The sequence below is a fragment of the Mesorhizobium sp. CNPSo 4670 genome, from assembly GCF_057784235.1.
The window spans coordinates 645,079-662,373 of record NZ_JBWJFQ010000001.1; the positions used below are offsets into that span (position 1 = coordinate 645,079).

The 17,295-nt window shown below is 63.4% G+C and carries 17 protein-coding genes; 11 read left to right on the plus strand and 6 right to left on the minus strand.

Features of this window, described 5'->3' with window-relative positions:
* Window positions 1-129 precede the first annotated feature (129 nt).
* On the plus strand, window positions 130-318 hold the full coding sequence (locus AC0ZT5_RS02915) for a hypothetical protein (RefSeq protein ID WP_488495183.1): 189 nt from the start codon (window positions 130-132) through the stop codon (window positions 316-318).
* Here the strand turns inward: AC0ZT5_RS02915 and AC0ZT5_RS02920 are convergent.
* From AC0ZT5_RS02920 to AC0ZT5_RS02945, 6 genes are all read right to left on the minus strand, one after another.
* Entirely contained in the window at window positions 315-884 is a 570-nt protein-coding gene (locus tag AC0ZT5_RS02920) for a DUF1254 domain-containing protein (RefSeq protein ID WP_488495184.1), read from the minus strand. The two genes, AC0ZT5_RS02915 and AC0ZT5_RS02920, sit on opposite strands and share 4 nt — an antisense overlap.
* Complete coding sequence (locus AC0ZT5_RS02925) at window positions 877-1,461, minus strand: DUF1214 domain-containing protein (protein WP_488495185.1); 585 nt, start codon at window positions 1,459-1,461, stop codon at window positions 877-879. The genes AC0ZT5_RS02920 and AC0ZT5_RS02925 overlap by 8 nt, the downstream gene beginning before the upstream one ends.
* A 121-nt stretch (window positions 1,462-1,582) precedes the next feature.
* Window positions 1,583-3,736, minus strand: a complete 2,154-nt coding sequence (locus AC0ZT5_RS02930; protein WP_488495186.1) for a transglycosylase domain-containing protein — start codon at window positions 3,734-3,736, stop codon at window positions 1,583-1,585.
* A 453-nt stretch (window positions 3,737-4,189) separates the two neighbouring features.
* Window positions 4,190-5,629 carry an FAD-binding oxidoreductase gene (locus AC0ZT5_RS02935; protein ID WP_488495187.1) on the minus strand — a complete coding sequence of 480 codons (1,440 nt, stop codon included), beginning with the start codon at window positions 5,627-5,629 and terminating at the stop codon, window positions 4,190-4,192.
* Between the two features lie 276 nt (window positions 5,630-5,905).
* The gene (locus AC0ZT5_RS02940; RefSeq protein WP_095089911.1) at window positions 5,906-6,838 is read right to left on the minus strand and encodes a dimethylarginine dimethylaminohydrolase family protein; all 933 of its coding nucleotides are present in this window, start codon (window positions 6,836-6,838) and stop codon (window positions 5,906-5,908) included.
* 21 nt (window positions 6,839-6,859) lie between these two features.
* Window positions 6,860-8,464, minus strand: a complete 1,605-nt coding sequence (locus AC0ZT5_RS02945; RefSeq protein WP_488495188.1) for a zinc-binding metallopeptidase family protein — start codon at window positions 8,462-8,464, stop codon at window positions 6,860-6,862.
* Window positions 8,465-8,548: 84 nt separating this feature from the next.
* On the opposite strand from AC0ZT5_RS02945, the gene AC0ZT5_RS02950 reads away from it, so the two are divergent.
* The 10 genes from AC0ZT5_RS02950 (at window position 8,549) to AC0ZT5_RS02995 (ending at window position 17,272) form a co-directional block, all read left to right on the plus strand.
* Window positions 8,549-9,475: a LysR substrate-binding domain-containing protein gene (locus AC0ZT5_RS02950; RefSeq protein WP_488495189.1), complete on the plus strand. Its 927-nt coding sequence runs from the start codon at window positions 8,549-8,551 to the stop codon at window positions 9,473-9,475.
* A 91-nt stretch (window positions 9,476-9,566) separates the two neighbouring features.
* Complete coding sequence (locus tag AC0ZT5_RS02955) at window positions 9,567-10,661, plus strand: ABC transporter ATP-binding protein (RefSeq protein ID WP_488495190.1); 1,095 nt, start codon at window positions 9,567-9,569, stop codon at window positions 10,659-10,661.
* A gap of 69 nt (window positions 10,662-10,730) precedes the next feature.
* Window positions 10,731-11,861, plus strand: a complete 1,131-nt coding sequence (locus AC0ZT5_RS02960; RefSeq protein WP_488495191.1) for an ABC transporter substrate-binding protein — start codon at window positions 10,731-10,733, stop codon at window positions 11,859-11,861.
* A gap of 25 nt (window positions 11,862-11,886) precedes the next feature.
* Entirely contained in the window at window positions 11,887-12,720 is an 834-nt protein-coding gene (locus AC0ZT5_RS02965; RefSeq protein WP_095089919.1) for an ABC transporter permease, read from the plus strand.
* Window positions 12,720-13,526, plus strand: a complete 807-nt coding sequence (locus tag AC0ZT5_RS02970) for an ABC transporter permease (protein WP_488495192.1) — start codon at window positions 12,720-12,722, stop codon at window positions 13,524-13,526. The genes AC0ZT5_RS02965 and AC0ZT5_RS02970 overlap by 1 nt, the downstream gene beginning before the upstream one ends.
* A gap of 82 nt (window positions 13,527-13,608) precedes the next feature.
* On the plus strand, window positions 13,609-14,016 hold the full coding sequence (locus AC0ZT5_RS02975; RefSeq protein ID WP_488495193.1) for a DUF3168 domain-containing protein: 408 nt from the start codon (window positions 13,609-13,611) through the stop codon (window positions 14,014-14,016).
* Window positions 14,017-14,185: 169 nt separating this feature from the next.
* Entirely contained in the window at window positions 14,186-14,485 is a 300-nt protein-coding gene (locus tag AC0ZT5_RS02980) for a hypothetical protein (protein ID WP_488495194.1), read from the plus strand.
* A 90-nt stretch (window positions 14,486-14,575) separates the two neighbouring features.
* A complete protein-coding gene (locus tag AC0ZT5_RS02985; RefSeq protein WP_023812809.1) occupies window positions 14,576-15,241 on the plus strand; it encodes a response regulator transcription factor in 666 nt (221 codons plus the stop codon).
* Window positions 15,225-16,658: an ATP-binding protein gene (locus AC0ZT5_RS02990; RefSeq protein ID WP_488495195.1), complete on the plus strand. Its 1,434-nt coding sequence runs from the start codon at window positions 15,225-15,227 to the stop codon at window positions 16,656-16,658. The genes AC0ZT5_RS02985 and AC0ZT5_RS02990 overlap by 17 nt, the downstream gene beginning before the upstream one ends.
* Entirely contained in the window at window positions 16,655-17,272 is a 618-nt protein-coding gene (locus AC0ZT5_RS02995) for an RT0821/Lpp0805 family surface protein (protein ID WP_488495196.1), read from the plus strand. Before AC0ZT5_RS02990 ends, AC0ZT5_RS02995 begins: the two co-directional genes overlap by 4 nt.
* Window positions 17,273-17,295: the final 23 nt, after the last annotated feature.

The following is a 17,295-nucleotide window of genomic DNA, read 5'->3' on the forward strand; positions in this document are numbered from 1 at the left end:
CGCCCTGACCTCGAGACAAAGATCAAGTTAGCGACGATCCGTTAGCGCTCCGTTAACCCTCTGCCGTCCTTAATGATATTTGGAGGCGTTGCGTTGTGCTCCGGGAAAACCGAGAGGAATGCGCGAATCATGGGCATGGTACTGTCTTTCGTGCCGCGTACGGCACCAAGCAATCGGACAAAGCAACCCGCCGAAATTCCGGCGGCAGTGATCATCTTCCCCGGCATCCGCTACGAGCGGTCGCATGCCGGCGAAGTGCGGCCAGTCGATCCCGACAAGCCGGGATCGCCAGGGACGAAGCCGGCTCCTCACCACTAGAAGTCCTGCAACTCGCAGGAACTCTTTTCGAGGAAGCTTGATACGATTGGCTTCCAGCTGTCATCGGGCACGAAAGTGCGGATGACGAAGATGCCTTCCTCGATCGGTGCCTCGACAAAGATTGCTCCCTGAAGGTCCTCGGGAAGGTCCTTGCGTACGTCGATCATCTGCGCCGGTGTCAGCACGACGGCATCCAGCACGCCGTCGTTGGCGGTGTGGTCGTTGAAGGAATAGATGTTGTGGCCGCTGCGGTCATAGACCGACACCGACCAGAACGGCACATGTCCCGGCGCCTTGATGCGAACCACTCCTTCGCCCAGATCGAACCGGCACGCCGTCGCGTAAAACAACGGGTCGACGGATTTGACCACTGGCGCGCCACCGGCCTCCGCATCGAGACGGGTCATCCTGTAGAGGTCCGAGGCCATGGACAGCCGCGACCAGGCGTCGCGTTCGGAAAATTCAGGCACCAGAAGCAGCACGACGATGTGCACGATGCCGGCGCCGACCAGGCCGAGCAGGACAGAATGCAGAAGCTTGCGCATCGCCGCGTAAGAGCTACGCATTGCAGCCGACCCTCAGGATCCGCGGCAGCGAAACGTCCGACAGGCCGGTGCTGCTGGCGATCGGCGTGTCGTAGAATGTCAGCACGAAATACATCCTGCCGAAGCCGCCTGTCAGCAGCCAGTTGCCAGGCATCGGGTGATCGCTGGCGGAAATGATGACCGAATTGTCGGGTTGTCGTACCACCCCGTAGGATTGCAGCGCCGCAAGCCGTGATTTGCCGGTTTCGACCACGCCGAGCGACTGATCGGCGGCATAAAGTGTCCAGAACCGTGCCGTCGGAAATCCACCCTCGATCTTGTAGGTGCATTCGCGCTTGAGTTCGCCGCCGCCAGCGTCGCGCTCGGCGACGAAGGACAGCCCTTCGGCCCGACCAAGCGCAAGCACGCCCTCGCGCGCCACGCGGGCCTTCGAATAGGGGTCGGCGGCTGGCGTGCCGATATCGGGAAAGGCCGTCCATTGGCCGATCCGGATGGCGCCGACACCGTCCTGGGCTTTCAGCGCATACCAAACGCTGCCGCCACCGCCGCCGATGGCTATGACAAGCGAAAGCAGCGTCAGGAGTGCATTCTTGAGCATGAAGGGCCGGGAACACGAAGAGTTGCCGCTCGGGGATATCGCGGCGTGGGGTCCCGTGGCAAGCGGGCCGATGGATTTGCCCGCCCAAGCCAGTCGCAAAGATCCACTCAGTCGGAAAGAATCACAGGGCCGACAGCTTTTCCGGCGGTTGAGGCGCGGCGATGGCCGGCGCTGACTGGAACTGCTTGGTCATGTCCCTCAACGTCTGCGTGGTCCGGCTGGACAACACCGGCGGCCGTTCGGCCGCGGCATCGGCTGCCGCCTGATCGTCGCTCTTCTTCTGCGCTTCCCCGGCCTTGGCCGCGATCTCTTCATCGACAAAAGGCTTGTCGATGCCGGGGATCGGCTTGAGGTCGATGTTTTGATGGGCATAGACCATGAGACGCTGCCAAACCATCGCCGGCAGCGAGCCACCTGTCATGTTCTTGGTCGGCGTGAAATCGTCGTTACCCAGCCACACGGCCGCCGTGTAGTTGCCGGTGAAGCCGACAAACCAGGCGTCGCGGTAGGATTGCGTCGTGCCGGTCTTGCCGGCAACGACGATGTTGGGAATTTGCGCGCGGCGCGCCGTGCCCATCACCGGCACCGCCGCCAGCATGGTGTTCATGGATTTGAGCGCCTGCTCGGACAACACCCGGTGGGGCGGCGGCGCATCCTTGGCGAAATCGTAGACCACCTCGCCGGTGCGGGTGACGAGCTGCGTGATGCCGTGCCGGGAGCCGACGAAGCCGTTCTGGGCGAACACGCTGTAGCCCGTCGCCTGATCCATCACGGTCATGCCCGAGGTGCCGAGCACCATCGTCTTGTGTGATTCGAGCGGCGATTCCACGCCCATCGCCTCGGCCATTGCCTTGATTGGCGGGATGCCGAGATAGTCCTTGGCCAGTCGCACCGGCACGGTGTTGATCGACTTGGCCATCGCCATGATCAGCGTGATCCGGCCGGCCGATTCGCCGCTGTAATTGTGCGGTGACCAGGTGCCCCAGCTGATCGGGCCGCCGGAAATGATGGAGTCGGGCGTGAAGCCGTGCTCCATCGCCGTTGCATAGACATAGGGCTTGAACGACGAGCCGGTCTGGCGCAGCGCCTTGGTGGCACGGTTGAACTGGCTGGCGCCATAGTCGCGGCCACCGACGATGGCTCTGACGGCGCCGTTGGTCTCGATGACGACGACAGCGCCCTCGGTGACGTTATACTCCTTGCCGAACTGGCGCAGGTGGAACTCCACCGATTCTTCCGCCGCCTTCTGGATGTTGGCGTCGAAGGTGGTGTGGGCCACCAGCGAGTGCTGGCCTGGCTTGGCGATCTTCTTGACCTCGTCGAACGCCCAGTCGAGGTAATAATCCGGGCTTTTCTGTTCGCCGCGATCGACGACATCGGCAGGGTGCAGCCTTGCCTGCAGCACCTGACCCTCGGTCATGAAACCGGAATCGACAAGGTTGGACAGCACCACATTGGCGCGCGCGCGCGCCGCCGGCAGATTGATGTGCGGCGCATATTTCGTCGGCGCCTTGAACAGGCCGGCCAGCATCGCCGCTTCGGCGAGGTTCAGGTCCTTGACGCCCTTGCCGAAATAGAAGTCGGCGGCCGCCTCGATGCCGAACGTGCCGCCGCCCATATAGGCGCGGTCGAGGTAGAGCTGCAGGATTTCCTTCTTCGACAGATTGGCCTCGAGCCACAGCGACAGGAAGGCTTCCTTGATCTTGCGCTCCAGGGTGCGCTCGTTGGTGAGGAACAGGTTCTTGGCCAGCTGCTGGGTGATGCTCGAGCCGCCCTGGACCACGGAGTTCGCCCGCACATTCTCGAAGATGGCGCGTGAAAGGCCAAGCACGTCGATGCCGTAATGATCGAAGAAGCGGCGATCCTCGGTGGCGAGCACCGCCTTGATGACGTGATCGGGCATCTCGTCGACCGGCACCGAATCGCGCTGGATGATGCCGCGCTGGCCGATCTCGTTGCCGTAACGGTCAAGGAAGGTGACGGCGAAGTCGCCCTGCGCGCGCCAGTCGCCAGCCGTATCCTGGAATGCCGGAACGGCCAGCGCCAGCATCACCACTAAGCCACCGGCGCCCAGCGTAAAACCTTCGCTCAACAGTTCGATGACGCCGCGGCGCCAGCCGTTGACGCGGAAGCGCCGCGAGAAGATCGTCGCGGCTTCCCAGAACTGGCGCGCCTTGAAACCGATCTCGTAGAGCGAGGAATCGAGCCATGCATCGAGCGCCAGCAGCCGGGCGGCGATCGGACCTCTTCTCTTGTGCGGTTCAGGACTGGCCATTCGGAATCCGGCTCGGCGACAACGCGACCTGAAGACCGCAAACCGGCAATTTCAGGGCGATCCACCGTGGGAGACTATTCCTCCATTTCTCCAGTTCTCACAAGGGCGGCGAAGACACAGTGCCGGGGTTTGTTGCAGAGGCGCGAGCCGCGTTAGGGACTGTTTCGAAATTCGCTCTGGCGAGTCATATGGTGGTGGTTTCGAGAACCGTAGCGCAGCGGACATTTGGTCCGTGAGCAACGGAAGCGCAGAAAACGCCATCAGATGGCCGCCAGGGTAGAATTTCCAAACAGTCTCCTCCGGCCGGCTCGCGCTCCAGGGCCTGGGCCCTGCAGTGGATGCCGCCGCCGGCCTTTGAGATCTCGCTTATGTCGACGAACGCCAGTTCGAAACGGTGTGCCTCGAACTGGCAGGTCAGCGTCTGGCTCGACGTCAAAGCGATCTGCGATCGCCTCAAGCGGCTCGCAGGCTTTCTTTCGGGCGCAAATTCTGGTTCATGCGGAACAGGTTCAGTGGGTCGTAGCGCTGCTTGATTTCCAGAAGCCGCCGATGGTTGCCGCCATAGGCCGCTTCGACCCGGTCAACCTCGTCCTCCGGCATGAAGTTCACATAGACGGTGCCGGCCGCATAAGGTTTGGCGGCCTCGTAGATAGCACGAGCCCAGTCGGTGCAAGCCTTGTCCATCGCCGGTTCGCGCCAGCGGGCGTGAACGTTCATGACGAAATGCGAACTGCGCTGCGGAAACGCCGTTGCATCCGCCTTGACGCGACCTGCCGCGCCGCCGACATGGCCGACAAATATCTCGCATTCGGGTCCCGGCAGCTTGGCTATTGCCCCCGTGACGACCGCAGCCGCGTCCTCGGAAAACTCCGTGAAGTCATGGCTCTTCCAGTAGTTGCGGGCGCCGGGCGCAAGTAGCGGGTCGAATGCTTGCTGCCAGCCGGTGAACGGGCTGGGGCCGACGACATCGGCAATCGGCGTGCCGATGGCTCGAAGCTTATGCGTCGCCTTTTCGCCTGCGTCGATGTCGCCGCAATAGCACATGGCCAGAACCAGCACCTCCTTGCCATGCCATTCGGCCGGCAGGAAGGGCAGCGGCGGCGCCTGCCGCATGACCACCCAGCAGGTCAACTCGTCAGGAGCGGTTTCGAGCGCCTTGCGATACTCCTGCAGCACCTTTTCGGCATCGGCGAAGGGATGGACGACAAGCCCCGCAAGCACCTGCGGTCCAAGCTCATGGAGCTGGAACTCGAATGCCGTGACGACGCCGAAATTGCCGCCGCCGCCTCGCAGCGCCCAGAACAAGTCCGGATTTTCGGTCTGGCTGGCCCGGAGCAGTTTGCCGTCGGCGGTGACCACATCTGCGGAGGCAAGATTGTCGATGGTCAGGCCGAATTTGCGGGTTATCCAGCCGAAGCCGCCACCCAGTGTCAGGCCGGATATGCCGGTGGTCGAGTTGATGCCGGTCGGCACCACCAGGCCGAAGGCCTGCGTTTCCTTGTCGACATCGGCAAGCGTCGCGCCAGGCCCGACCCATGCCCGCCGCGCAGCTACATCGACCCGCACCGACTTCATCAACGACAGATCAATCACCAGGCCACCATCGCAGACCGCACTTCCGGCAATGTTGTGGCCGCCGCCGCGCACGGAGACGAGAAGTCTGTTCTCCCTGGCGAAATTCACGGCACTGATGACGTCGGAAGCGCCCACGCAGCACACGATCAGCCCAGGCCGTCGGTCGACCGTGGCATTCCAGACAGTCCGTGCTTCGTCGTAAGCGGCATCGCCTTCGCTCAGCACTGTGCCGCGCAATTGTGCCGAAAATGCTTCCAAGGCAGCGGCGTCGATTGTCGTTTTGCCGCGTTCAAGCGTGGTGAGGCTCATGGTGTTCATGGTTTCCTCCCGATTTGCAGATGAGCCGTCCCCCTCCCCAAAAAACATTTTTACTGTGCGCTTATATTAGATATCGTGCAAGTTTCGCATTGGCCACCGTTGCGGCGCCCAAGTGGGCGTCCGCAGCCGATGTAGTGATTGCATTGGCTTGGGCACATGCTTCTGCCAGCCGGCGATCTCAGCCGGTTTTCACGCCCAACCTTGCATCCTCGGCCGGCAGGATGCCAATCATGCTGATGCGAATGTGAACGAAGCAGCGCAGCGCTATTCCACTCCTCAGGCCGGTTCGCGCTTCAGCGCTTGCGCCATGCAGTGGATGCCGCCGCCGGTCTTCGAGATCTCGCTCATGTCGACCGCCGCGACCTCGAAACCGCGTGCCTTGAGCTGGCCGATCAGCGCCTGGCTGGAGGTCGGCGCGATCACCCGGTCCTTGCCCAGCGACATGAAGTTGCAGCCGAGCGCCATCGTATCCTGGAACGGCACGTCGATAATCTCGTGGCCCTTGCCCTTCAGCCAGTCGACGATGCCGGGTTCGGTGCAGGCGAGGCAGACGGCCGTCAGTTTCTCGGCGATCGGCACCACCATCAGGTCGATATGGACATAGTACTCGTCGATGAAAGCGATGCGGGTTTCCCAGCCTTCCTTGTCGAACCAGGCCTGCACCTGCCGCGCGCCTTCTTCCTGCGTGCGGGCGCCGCCGCAGCCGATCAATACGACGCCCTCTTCGATGACGTTGAAGTCGCCACCCTCGAACGTGCCCGCTGTGACCATGTCGTAGATTGGGATGCCGAGTTTTTCGTACGTGCGGATCGCCGCGTAGTTCTCGCCGCGCCGCCACCAGTTGGCCATTGCGGTGATGAAGGCGCCGTAAGGCGTCATGACACTGGAATCGCGGGAATAGACCTGCATCGGCAGTTCCGGCGTCGGCTCGTGCCAGTGGATGTTGACGCCGAAATGCTCATAGGCGGCGACGAGGTCCTTGTGCTGCGCCTGCGCGATCTGGACGTTGCAAGGCGCCTCGCGCAGATGCTTGCGCGACAGCGAGCTGGTCGACAGGTGGCGCAGGAAGTTGGGCGAACCAAGCAGCACGTCGGTCAAGACATCGGTCTCGTTGGCAAAGCCCCAGGCGGTCAGAGGCTTGGTGCCGCCGGCCGGGTTGCGGCGCTGCAGCGAAAACGGCTCGGCGACGATGCGGTCATGAACGGTCATGGGGTTCTCCTCGTGCTTTGATTATGCGTTTGACTTGGGCTGGTTGCCCGGTATCCACCAGTCTCGTCCGCGCTGGGTGGTGACATACTCCGGCCACCGAAATCCAATCGGCGGTTCGTAGTCGCAGAGCGGCGCGATCCAGGTCGAGCCTCCGATTCCTCCGCCGGTGCGGGCGACGAATTCATTCATCGCCGAATCGCGGGCGGCCTGGTCTTCCAGCAGCCGAAGGGCGGCGAGCGCAATGGTCTTCGATGCGCAGACGACCATCGGGTCGATGGTGGCGGGTATGCCGCCCAGCGCATTCATCACCCATGACGGATAGGGGTAGCCGGTTTCCGAGCGCAGCGCCGGGCGGGCGACATAAAAGCGCGCCGTCGGCGCATGCCAGCTCATGTCGGTGTAATCGTCGGAGGTCGAATTCACCTGCGAGGGCGGCAGATCGCGGCGCAGGATCGCTTCCGCCGCCTGCGGCTCGATCAGGCGCTCAAGTTCTTCGATGAACGGCTCGTCGCTCGCCATGCGCCCGGCATTGACCTGCATGTCGCGCGCGATTGCCTTGGCGTCCTCGTCCCAGCGCGGCGGCCCGACGGTCGACAGCGCTTCATAGGCGATTTCGGCCATGGTGTGATTGGCCAGCCCCGGCCGCGACTTCGACACCCAATGCCGCTCGTGGCGGCAGCCGCTCACGGCGGCAGCGGCCTCGGCATTGCGGTCGAGCACGGCGGTGACCTGTTCGGCCATCGCCAGCGTCGGCACGCGGATCATGTACTGGATCTCGGCCTGCTCGGCCGGCAGGTTGTCGGCGGTCGCCTGGCCGGCCGTGAGGATCGCCTCGCTGATCGACCAGCCGCCCTGGTGCGGCAGCATGGAATCGCGCAACGCCCTGGACGCCATGTACATCATCATGAGCGCGTCGTTGGCGCCGGGCGCGCGCACCGCCGAATGCGCCTGCGGAATGGGTGCCGCGCCACCCGCCGCGCTCGCCCAGCGCTCCGGTTGGTCGCAGATGAAGCGATAGATCATGGCGTAGGCCGCACCGCAATGCGTGTCCCAGCGCGCCGTGTTGCAGAGCGGCAGCATGTAGAACGGATGGAAGGAGATCATGCCGGCAAGGCCGTCATAATAGCCCTTGGCGGCATGGATCGGCTTTGACCCGCGCACCTTTTCCGCCGGCTCGCCGGTGAAGCGCAGCGTGCCTGGTATGCCGTGGCGCTGCATCGCCGCCTTGGTCGCCAGCAGCCCGCCAAGGCTCGAAATGCCCAGCCCCGAATGCGGATCGGTATGACCGCCGGCATGTTCGGAGAGGCCTGGGCGCGGACGCTTGACCGTCGCGGCATCCTGGCAATTGCCCGGCACCGCATCGTATTCGGCGTACATGCCGATGGTCGGCCCGGGACCGTTGGTCCAATGCGCACAGAAGGCTGTAGGCATGCCACCGGAACCTTCTTCGACGGAAAAGCCTTCGCGTCTCAGCCGCTCCACGTACCAGGCGGCGGATTGATACTCGCGCCATGCGGTCTCGCCGAAGTCGAAAATGTTGCGCGTCCACGCCGACAGCAGCGGCTGGATGTCGTCGAGACAGGCAAGGGCGGTTGCTTGCGCTGAGGTGGCCACGGGTTCCTCCATGAGACGAGAAGAAAGCAGTGAAGCGGTTCGCTAGAAAGTGATATGTTTTCCCGGCTCATGCAAATTCGGTTCACCTGAGGCCTCTTGCGCATACCATCCACCCAGGCGCTGCGTGCGCTCGACAGCTTCGCTCGTCATGGCAGCGTCTGGCGCGCCGCCGATGAGTTGCATCTGACTCGCAGCGCGGTCAGCCATCAGCTTCGCCTGCTTGAACGCGACCTTGGCTTCGATCTGCTCGAACGCATCGGCAAGGGCGTGGCGCTGACGCCGCGTGGCCAGCGCTATGCCAGCGACGTGCGCAAAGCGCTGACCGTGCTGGGCGATGCGGTGACGCGCCATGCCGGCACCGGCGTCGGCGGCTCGTTCAGCATCAGCTGCACTCCGGGCTTCGCCTCGCTGTTCCTGTGCACCCATATCGGCGAGTTCAGGCAGATGTACCCCGATGTCGCGCTGCGCATCCTGACGCCGCGTCGGCTGGATGACGTCAGCAATGCCGACGCCGACGCCTTCATCGCCTTTGGCGTTGGCAATTGGCCGAACCGGGCCGCCGAACTGTTGTGCGAAATTTCCTTTACGCCGCTGTGCAGTCCGACGCTTCTCAACAAGGTCGGCGGATTCTCCAAGCCAGCCGATGTGCTGCGCGCCAATCTCCTGCATCTCGGCGACACGGAGGATTGGGCGCGCTGGCTGGCGCTATCCAAGGTCGAGAACCCCGACCCGGAAAGCGGTATCTTCTTTTCCGACATGAATCTCGTCTTCTCGGCCGCGATCGCCGGCCAGGGAATGGCCATGGGCGACGAACTGACCAGCGGCAAGGCCTTGGCCGAAGGCAGGCTCGTGCGCCCCTTCGACATCGCGATCAAATCGCCGCGCTCCTACTTCCTCGTCTCCGAACACGCCAAGGCGACGCATCCGGTGCTTGACGCGTTTGCCGGATGGCTGCGATCGAAACTTGCGGAGAGCATTGCCAAGGTCATGGCCGACCACGGGCGCCACCGATTGGACAGATGAATGGAATTTGCCGATCCGGCGAAAACTATTCGGTTGCGGTGAGGCCGCACGCTGCCCTACGATTTCTCCTGGAATTGAGGAAACAGGCAGGATGCAGCAACCCGGCCGGGCCGCAGAGATCAAGGCAATCGGAATCGGCAAGAGCTTCGGCTCGTTCCGTGCGCTGGACAATCTGACGCTCGACATTGGCCGTGGCGAGTTCCTGACCTTGCTCGGGCCGTCTGGTTCGGGCAAGACCACCTTCCTGATGATCCTTGCCGGCTTCGTGCAGCCGACCGAGGGCAGGCTGTTCAGCGATGGCGTCGACATCACCCAGCGACCGGCCGAACAGCGCGCAGCCGGCATGGTGTTCCAGGGCTACGCGCTGTTTCCGCATATGAGCGTCGAAGCCAACATCGCCTTCCCACTCAAGGTGCGCAAGAAATCGGCGGCCGACATCAAGCGCCGTGTCGGCGAGATGATCGAGCGCGTGGGCCTCAAGGGCCATGAGAAGAAACTGCCGGCGCAACTTTCGGGCGGTCAGCAGCAGCGTGTGGCGCTCGCCCGCGCGCTGGTATTCGAGCCGGGCGTGCTGTTGCTCGACGAGCCATTTTCCGCCCTCGACAAGGGCCTGCGCGGCCAGATGCAGGCCGAGATGAAGCGGCTGCACCAGGAAACCGGCACCACTTTTGTCTTCGTCACCCACGACCAGAGCGAGGCGCTGGCGCTGTCGTCGCGCGTCGCCATCTTCAACCATGGCAAACTGCTGCAGGTCGGAGCACCCGACGAGGTCTACGACAGGCCGGACAACCGCTTCGTCGCCGAGTTCCTCGGCGAGATCAACATGCTGCCGCTGAAGGGGGTGCGCCCGGCCGACAATGGCTCGACCGGCCTCTGCGAAGACCGCGCGGTCTCCATGCGCTGCAAGGCTGAGACGGTGCGCGGCGATGCAATCCTGGCGATCCGCCCCGAATACATGTCGATATCGGGCGAGGCGACAGCCGGCGAGAACGGCATCGCCGCGACGGCGACCAACTCCACTTATCTTGGCGCGGCGACGCGGCTTGACCTGACGACGCAGCAAGGCGCGAAGGTCACGGTCTCGGTGCCGAACGAGATCGCTGCCGCTGCGCTGAGCAAGGGCAACTCCGTCTGGCTCACCTGGCCGGCGGACAAGGGATTCCTCCTTCCGCATGGAGGACAATGACGAACGGGTGTGGCGAGATATCTGCACCACCGCTTTCCGGCACTATCAACAACAAAAAGGGGAACTAACATGACAAGCAATTCAAAAACTGGCGACACCAGGAAACAAGCCATCGAGAGCCTGTCCGCAAGGGCAGGGCGCGGCGAGATTTCGCGCCGGCAATTCGCGCAACTGGCGGCAATCGTGCTGGCCGGCACGCCGATGCTGCTGCGCTCGACCGGAGCCTTTGCCGCAGCGAAGGAACTGGTGCTGGTCAACTGGGGCGGCGACGCCATCACGGCCTATGATGCCGCCTATGGCCAGGCCTTCACCAAGGACACCGGCATCACTGTCAAGATGGACGGCTCCGGGCCGACGGAAGGCGCGATCGCCGCGCAGTTCAAGAGCGGCGCCCCGACCTGGGATCTCGTCGACGTCGATCCGTTCTCGGCCATCACGCTCGGCGCGCAAGGCATGCTCGAGCCGATCGATTACAACATCGTCGACAAGAAGAAGATGCGGCCCGGCTTCGGCTGGGACTACGCCGCCTCGACCTATTTCTTCTCCTATGTCATCGCCTATGATTCCGAGAAATACGGCAAGGACGCGCCGACCGGCATGGCCGATTTCTTCGACGTGAAGAAATTCCCCGGCAAGCGCTCGCTCTACAAATGGGGCGTGTCGAGCTGGGAGGCGGCCCTTCTCGCCGACGGCATCGCGCCCGCGTCGCTCTATCCGCTCGACCTGAAGCGCGCGCATGACAAGATCGCCGCCTTCAAGGAGAACGTCGTCGCCTATTGGGGCGGCGGTGCGGAGAGCCAGAGCGTGCTGCTCAATGGCGAGGCCTCGATGGCGATCGTCTGGTCGACCCGCGCTTCGCTGATCGAGCAGGATTCCGGCGGCAAGATCAAGTTCATCTGGGACCAGGGACTGATCTCGCCCGGCGCGCTCGCCGTGCTCAAGGGCAATCCCGGCGGCAAGGACGCGGCCATGAAGTTCATCGCCAGCGCCCAGGACCCGCAAAAGCAGTTGGTCATGTTCGACAAGCTCGGCCAGGGTCCAGCAAACCCGGCCGCCGACGCTCTGATCCCCGCCGACAAGAAGCGCATCAACCCGGTCGACCCCGAGAACATGAAGAAGCAGATCGCGCTCGACATGGACTGGTACGCCAAGAACTACGGGCCGGCGCTCGACGAATACACCAAGATCATCTCCGCCTGACCGAGGCAGGGATTATCGGGTCGACATGAGAGCATATCTCTCCGACAGGATGGGCGCGGCGCTGTTGATGGCGCCGCTGCTCCTGTTTCTTGTCCTGGCCTATGCCTGGCCGTTCCTCGGCGTCGTCAAATGGAGCTTTACGCTGCCGACGCCGGGGCTCGGCCAGTATGAGGCGCTGCTCACCGACGATCTGGTGCAGTCGGTGTTCATCCGCACGCTGCGCATCGCGGCGGTCGTCACCGTGGTCTCGGTGGCCGCTGCCTATGCCATCACCGTCGTCTGGGTGCGCGGAACCCCGGCTCAGCGCCTGGTTGCCGAGTTCTGCATTCTCGTTCCCTTCTGGATCTCGGTGCTGACCCGCGCCTTCGGCTGGGTGGCGCTCTTGTCCAATCGCGGCCTGATCAACACCTGGCTGCAGGCGATCGGCTTCATTTCCGAACCGCTGGCGCTGGTCCGCAACGAATTCGGCGTCATCGTCGGCATGACGCATTTCCTCATTCCTTTCGCGGTCTTTCCGCTGGCGTCTGCCATGCGCAGCCTCGACGACCGCGTGCTGTTGGCAGCGCGCGGGCTCGGCTCCAGCCGCATGCGCACCTTCTGGTCGGTCTTCGTGCCCATGACCCGCTCCGGGATCATCGGTGCGGCCCTCATCGTCTTCGTGTTTTCGCTAGGCTTCTTCGTGACGCCGGCGATCCTCGGCGGCGGCCGCAGCGTCATGGTCGCCGAGCTGATTTATCTCAGGATCTTCCAGAGCCCGGACTGGGGGCTGGGCGCGGCGATCAGCGTCGTGCTGGTGCTGTTCGTCGGCGCGCTGATGGCGCTGTTGTTCCGTTATGTCAGACCGAAGCAATTGATCTGATGCCGACTTATCGCCCCGGTCCCGTCTCCCTGATCATCGCAGCCTTCGTGGCGCTGTTCCTGCTGATGCCCTTGCTCGCCGTCATCCCGGTGTCGCTGACGCCGAGCCGCATGCTGGCGATGCCATCCGGCGAACTGTCGCTCCGCCACTACCGGGCGCTGATCGAGGATCCGCGCTGGATCGACTCGATCCTGCTCAGCATCCGCATCGGCATCGTCAGCAGCGCCTTTTCCACCGTGCTGGCGCTGTGCTTCAGCCTCGGCGTGTGGATGTTCCAGCCGCGTTTCACCGCGGCGCTCGTCGGTTTCGTGCTGCTGCCCATGGTCGTACCGCCGGTGGTCTCGGCCATCACGCTCTACTTCCTGCTCACCTCGATCTCCGGCTTCAGCTCGCTCTTCGGCTACGACACCTGGCTTGGCGTTGCCATGGCCCATTCGGTGATGACGGTGCCCTTCGCCACCGTGTTGATGCTGGTGTCGCTCAGCCAGCTCGACCGGCGCATCGATCTCGCCGCGCGCGGCCTTGGCGCGTCGGTATGGGAGCGCGCCACCCGCATCATCATGCCCAACATCAAGTTCGGCATCATCACCGCGGCACTTTTGTCCTTCGTGCTGTCCTGGGAAGAGATCGGCGTCACGCTGTTCATCACCTCGGTCAACGCCATCACGCTGCCCAGGCTGATGTGGATGGGGCTGCGCGACAACATCGATCCGGCGATCGCCGCGCTTTCCGTGATTCTGATCATCATCACGGTGCTGGTGCTTGCGCTGCGCGGTTTCGTGGTTAGGTTGCGCGGCGTCCGCTGATTGGCAAACCGGGCAGAATCCGGATACCCTTGAGGGGCAATCCCGGCACATGATCCGCAAGCCGCTACGATGAGGGAAAACGATGACCGCGTCCGGCGACTTGCAGCAGGCCTTGTTTCAGAGATTGAGGAGCGATGCATCGCTGTCGGCGCTGCTGGGCGGCGCCGGGCTGCTCGAACACGCGGCCGACAACGCCGCCTTTCCCCACGTAACCTGCGGCCAAACCAGCGCCTTCGACTGGGATACCGGGGTCCAGAACGATGCCGATCAACTGGTCACGCTGCACGTCTGGTCGAAGACTCATGGCGAGGCCGAAACGCGTGCCATCATGGACAGCATCAAGGCGCGCCTCGCCGACGCGGTGCTGATCATCGGCCCGCGTGGACAGACACGCCTCGTGCTGGAATTCGCCGAGGCCCGCTATGACGAGGACCTGCTCGTGCATCATGGTTTGCTGCGTTTTCGCGCCATAGCGCGGGATAGTGACTGATGCGCTTTCAATATGGTCCAAACGGGGTCTAGACTGACACTTCAGGGATTTCGTCGGGTGGGCGGCGAGATCCGATCGGTCGTCTCGCGTTTCAGGGGGTAGCGGGCATGGTCTTGGTGGCGTTCACTGTTCATTTCACGTTCAGCACCGATGCGTTACAACGCCAGCCATGAAAACGCTTCGCTCCCACTTCCGAACCGCGACACTGGCGCTCTGTGCTGCCGGGCTGTTTGCGTCGCAGGCGATGGCGACACCGGTCATCACGCCTGACCAGGGCGGCCGGATCGTTTTGGCGGCTTCCGATTGCTACGCCATCGGCCAGCAGGTGGCCGCGCAGAATGGCGGAACGCTGGCCAAGGCCTCGCAATCGACCCGCGGCGGCCAGCCGGTCTGCGTCATCGTCGTGCTCGTCCCGGGCAAGGACGGGCAGCGTCCGCGCCGCTCCGAAATCGTCGTGCCGCAGAACTGACCAATCTTTCATCTTACAGGCCTTCGTTTCCCAGGCCGCCGGAATCGGCCTATATCTGCCCCCAGCTCATCAACAGGTATCGATTTTCGCATGCGCGTACTCGTCGTCGAGGATGACAAGGATCTCAACCGGCAGATATCGGACGCGCTGGTCGATGCCGGCTATGTCGTCGACCGCGCCTTCGATGGCGAGGAGGGGCATTTCCTCGGCGACACCGAGCCCTACGATGCCGTCGTGCTCGACATCGGCCTGCCGCAGATGGACGGGATCAGCGTGGTCGAGCGGTGGCGTCGCGGCGGCCGCAAGATGCCGGTGCTGATCCTGACGGCGCGCGATCGCTGGAGCGACAAGGTCTCCGGCATCGACGCCGGCGCCGACGACTATGTCACCAAGCCGTTCCACATCGAGGAGGTGCTGGCGAGGCTCAGGGCCCTGATCCGGCGCGCCGCCGGCCATGCCTCGTCCGAACTGACCTGCGGGCCGCTACGCCTCGACACCAAGGCGTCGAAGGCCGATGTCGACGGCGTGCCGCTGAAACTGACCTCGCACGAGTTTCGGCTGCTTGCCTATCTGATGCATCATATGGGCGAGGTGGTCTCGCGGACCGAACTGGTCGAACATCTCTACGATCAGGATTTCGACCGCGATTCCAACACCATCGAGGTCTTTGTCGGGCGACTGCGCAAGAAGATGGGCATCGACATGATCGAAACCGTGCGCGGCATGGGCTACCGCATGCGTGAGCCGGAGGCGTAACTCGGAACCGCTCAAACAAACCGCAAGGACGCCGCTTTCGCTGCGTTTGTGGCCGCGTTCGCTGACGTTCCGTGTGATCGCCTTCTCCACGGTGTGGGCGATCGTGACCCTTGTCATCATCTTCACCCTGATCACCACGCTCTATCGCCAGGCCAGCGAGCGCGGCTTCGACAGCCTGCTTTCGGCGCATCTGTTCAACCTGATCGGCTCCATCGGCATTTCCGACAGCGGTGCGCTCACCGGCGCTCCCGATCTCGGTGACCTGCGGTTCTCGGAGCCGAATTCGGGCTGGTACTGGTCGGTGGAACCTGCTTCGGAAGGCGTGCACGGAGATCTTCATTCGTCGTCGATGACCAAGACGATCCCATCGCCCGATGTCGCCGATGTGCCCTTCAATTCCAGTTTCCAGCGCAGCTATGCGACCGAAGGCATCAACGGGGAGCAACTCGAAGTGTTCGAGAGCGAATTCGTTCTCGACTCCAAGAACCGCGCCGCGCGCTTCCGCGTCATGGGCAACCAGAGCGAACTCGAACAGGAAATCTCGACCTTCCAGCGCCGCCTGCTGACCTATCTCAGCCTGTTCGGTGTCGGCATGATCGCGATCAACGCGATCGCCATCCTGCTCGGCCTGCAGCCGCTGCGCCGGGTCAGGAATGCACTTGCCATGGTGCGCGAGGGCACTGCGCACAGGCTCGACGGCCAGTTTCCGGCCGAGATCGAACCGCTTGCCAACGAAACCAATGCGTTGATCGAAAACAACAGGCGCATTGTCGAGCGGTCGCGAACCCAGGTCGGCAATCTCGCCCACTCGCTGAAGACGCCGCTGGCGGTGCTGCTCAACGAGGGCCGGGCGCTTGGCGGCGCCAAGGGGCAGTTGATTGCCGAACAGGCCGCTTCCATGCAGAAGCAGGTCGATCACTATCTGCAGCGAGCCCGTGTCGCGGCGCAGCGCGACAGCGTCGTCTACCGCACGCCGGTGGCGCCCCTGGTGCAGCGCATGGTGCGGGTTTTGCAGAAACTCAACCCGCAGACCAACCTGTCGCTGGCGCTGCCGGCCACCGAGATCGTCTTTGCCGGCGAGCGCGAAGACCTTGAGGAATTGCTCGGCAATCTGCTCGAAAACGCGATGAAATGGGCCAAGAGCGTGGTGTTGGTCTCGGTCGTGCCTTTGACCGGCAAGGACGAGGCGGCCAGCCTGTTTGAGATCAGCATCGAGGATGACGGCCCGGGCATTCCCGAGGACAAGGCGCGCGAGGCGATGAAGCGTGGACGGCGCCTCGATGAGACAAAGCCCGGAACAGGTCTGGGGCTGGCCATTGTCGCCGACCTCGTCAACGAGTATGGAGGCGTTCTGGCGCTCGAACGGTCCGGCATGGGCGGATTGAAGGCGGTGGTGCGATTGCGGAGCCTTCAATGATGCCTTCCCGGATCAATCCGAGTTCGACGGACAGTATTTACTATGGCGGCATGTCGATTGATCCCAGCGGCCAAATTTCCGACAAATATCAATACTATGGCCACGCCGACTTCTTCGATGACGCGGCCCCCGGCTCATCCATGACAGGCTCCAACTCAAGAAAACCGGTTGTTGGCATGAAGATTCGCGTCGCGCTTGTTTCCGCATTGCTGGCCGTTTCCGGCTGCACCACCCTGAGCGGCAAGGGTCCGACCGTCGCGCCGACGCCGGCCTCGACGCCTCCGTCCAGCGGCAAGGTCACCACGACGATTATTTCCGCGATGGACGGCGGCCTGGTCGGCGGCTCGATCGGCAACGGCCTGAGCGAGACCGAGAAGCGCAGCGCGCTCGAGGCGGAATACAAGGCGCTCGAATATACGACCAGTGGCCAGAAGGTGGCATGGAAGGGCGACCAGGCTTCGCACTATGGCGAGGTGGTTCCGGGCCAGCCCTACCGCGTCGGTTCGCAGGACTGCCGCCAGTACACGCAGACGGTGTTTGCCGGCGGAGCCGGCGTCACGGCGCGCGGTACCGCTTGCCGCAACGCCGACGGCAGCTGGACGCCGCTGACCTGACGATCAACCGGATCCGGCTGATG

Excerpts from the sequence above, each read along its gene's own strand:
- AC0ZT5_RS02965 (WP_095089919.1), top strand. The coding sequence starts at position 11,887 with ATGAGAGCATATCTCTCCGACAGGATGGGCGCGGCGCTGTTGATGGCG.
- AC0ZT5_RS02960 (WP_488495191.1), top strand. The coding sequence starts at position 10,731 with ATGACAAGCAATTCAAAAACTGGCGACACCAGGAAACAAGCCATCGAG.
- AC0ZT5_RS02940 (WP_095089911.1), bottom strand. The coding sequence starts at position 6,838 with ATGACCGTTCATGACCGCATCGTCGCCGAGCCGTTTTCGCTGCAGCGC.
- AC0ZT5_RS02915 (WP_488495183.1), top strand. The coding sequence starts at position 130 with ATGGGCATGGTACTGTCTTTCGTGCCGCGTACGGCACCAAGCAATCGG.
- AC0ZT5_RS02970 (WP_488495192.1), top strand. The coding sequence starts at position 12,720 with ATGCCGACTTATCGCCCCGGTCCCGTCTCCCTGATCATCGCAGCCTTC.
- AC0ZT5_RS02945 (WP_488495188.1), bottom strand. The coding sequence starts at position 8,464 with ATGGAGGAACCCGTGGCCACCTCAGCGCAAGCAACCGCCCTTGCCTGT.
- AC0ZT5_RS02920 (WP_488495184.1), bottom strand. The coding sequence starts at position 884 with ATGCGTAGCTCTTACGCGGCGATGCGCAAGCTTCTGCATTCTGTCCTG.
- AC0ZT5_RS02935 (WP_488495187.1), bottom strand. The coding sequence starts at position 5,629 with ATGAACACCATGAGCCTCACCACGCTTGAACGCGGCAAAACGACAATC.
- AC0ZT5_RS02985 (WP_023812809.1), top strand. The coding sequence starts at position 14,576 with ATGCGCGTACTCGTCGTCGAGGATGACAAGGATCTCAACCGGCAGATA.
- AC0ZT5_RS02995 (WP_488495196.1), top strand. The coding sequence starts at position 16,655 with ATGATGCCTTCCCGGATCAATCCGAGTTCGACGGACAGTATTTACTAT.
- AC0ZT5_RS02975 (WP_488495193.1), top strand. The coding sequence starts at position 13,609 with ATGACCGCGTCCGGCGACTTGCAGCAGGCCTTGTTTCAGAGATTGAGG.
- AC0ZT5_RS02925 (WP_488495185.1), bottom strand. The coding sequence starts at position 1,461 with ATGCTCAAGAATGCACTCCTGACGCTGCTTTCGCTTGTCATAGCCATC.
- AC0ZT5_RS02955 (WP_488495190.1), top strand. The coding sequence starts at position 9,567 with ATGCAGCAACCCGGCCGGGCCGCAGAGATCAAGGCAATCGGAATCGGC.
- AC0ZT5_RS02930 (WP_488495186.1), bottom strand. The coding sequence starts at position 3,736 with ATGGCCAGTCCTGAACCGCACAAGAGAAGAGGTCCGATCGCCGCCCGG.
- AC0ZT5_RS02980 (WP_488495194.1), top strand. The coding sequence starts at position 14,186 with ATGAAAACGCTTCGCTCCCACTTCCGAACCGCGACACTGGCGCTCTGT.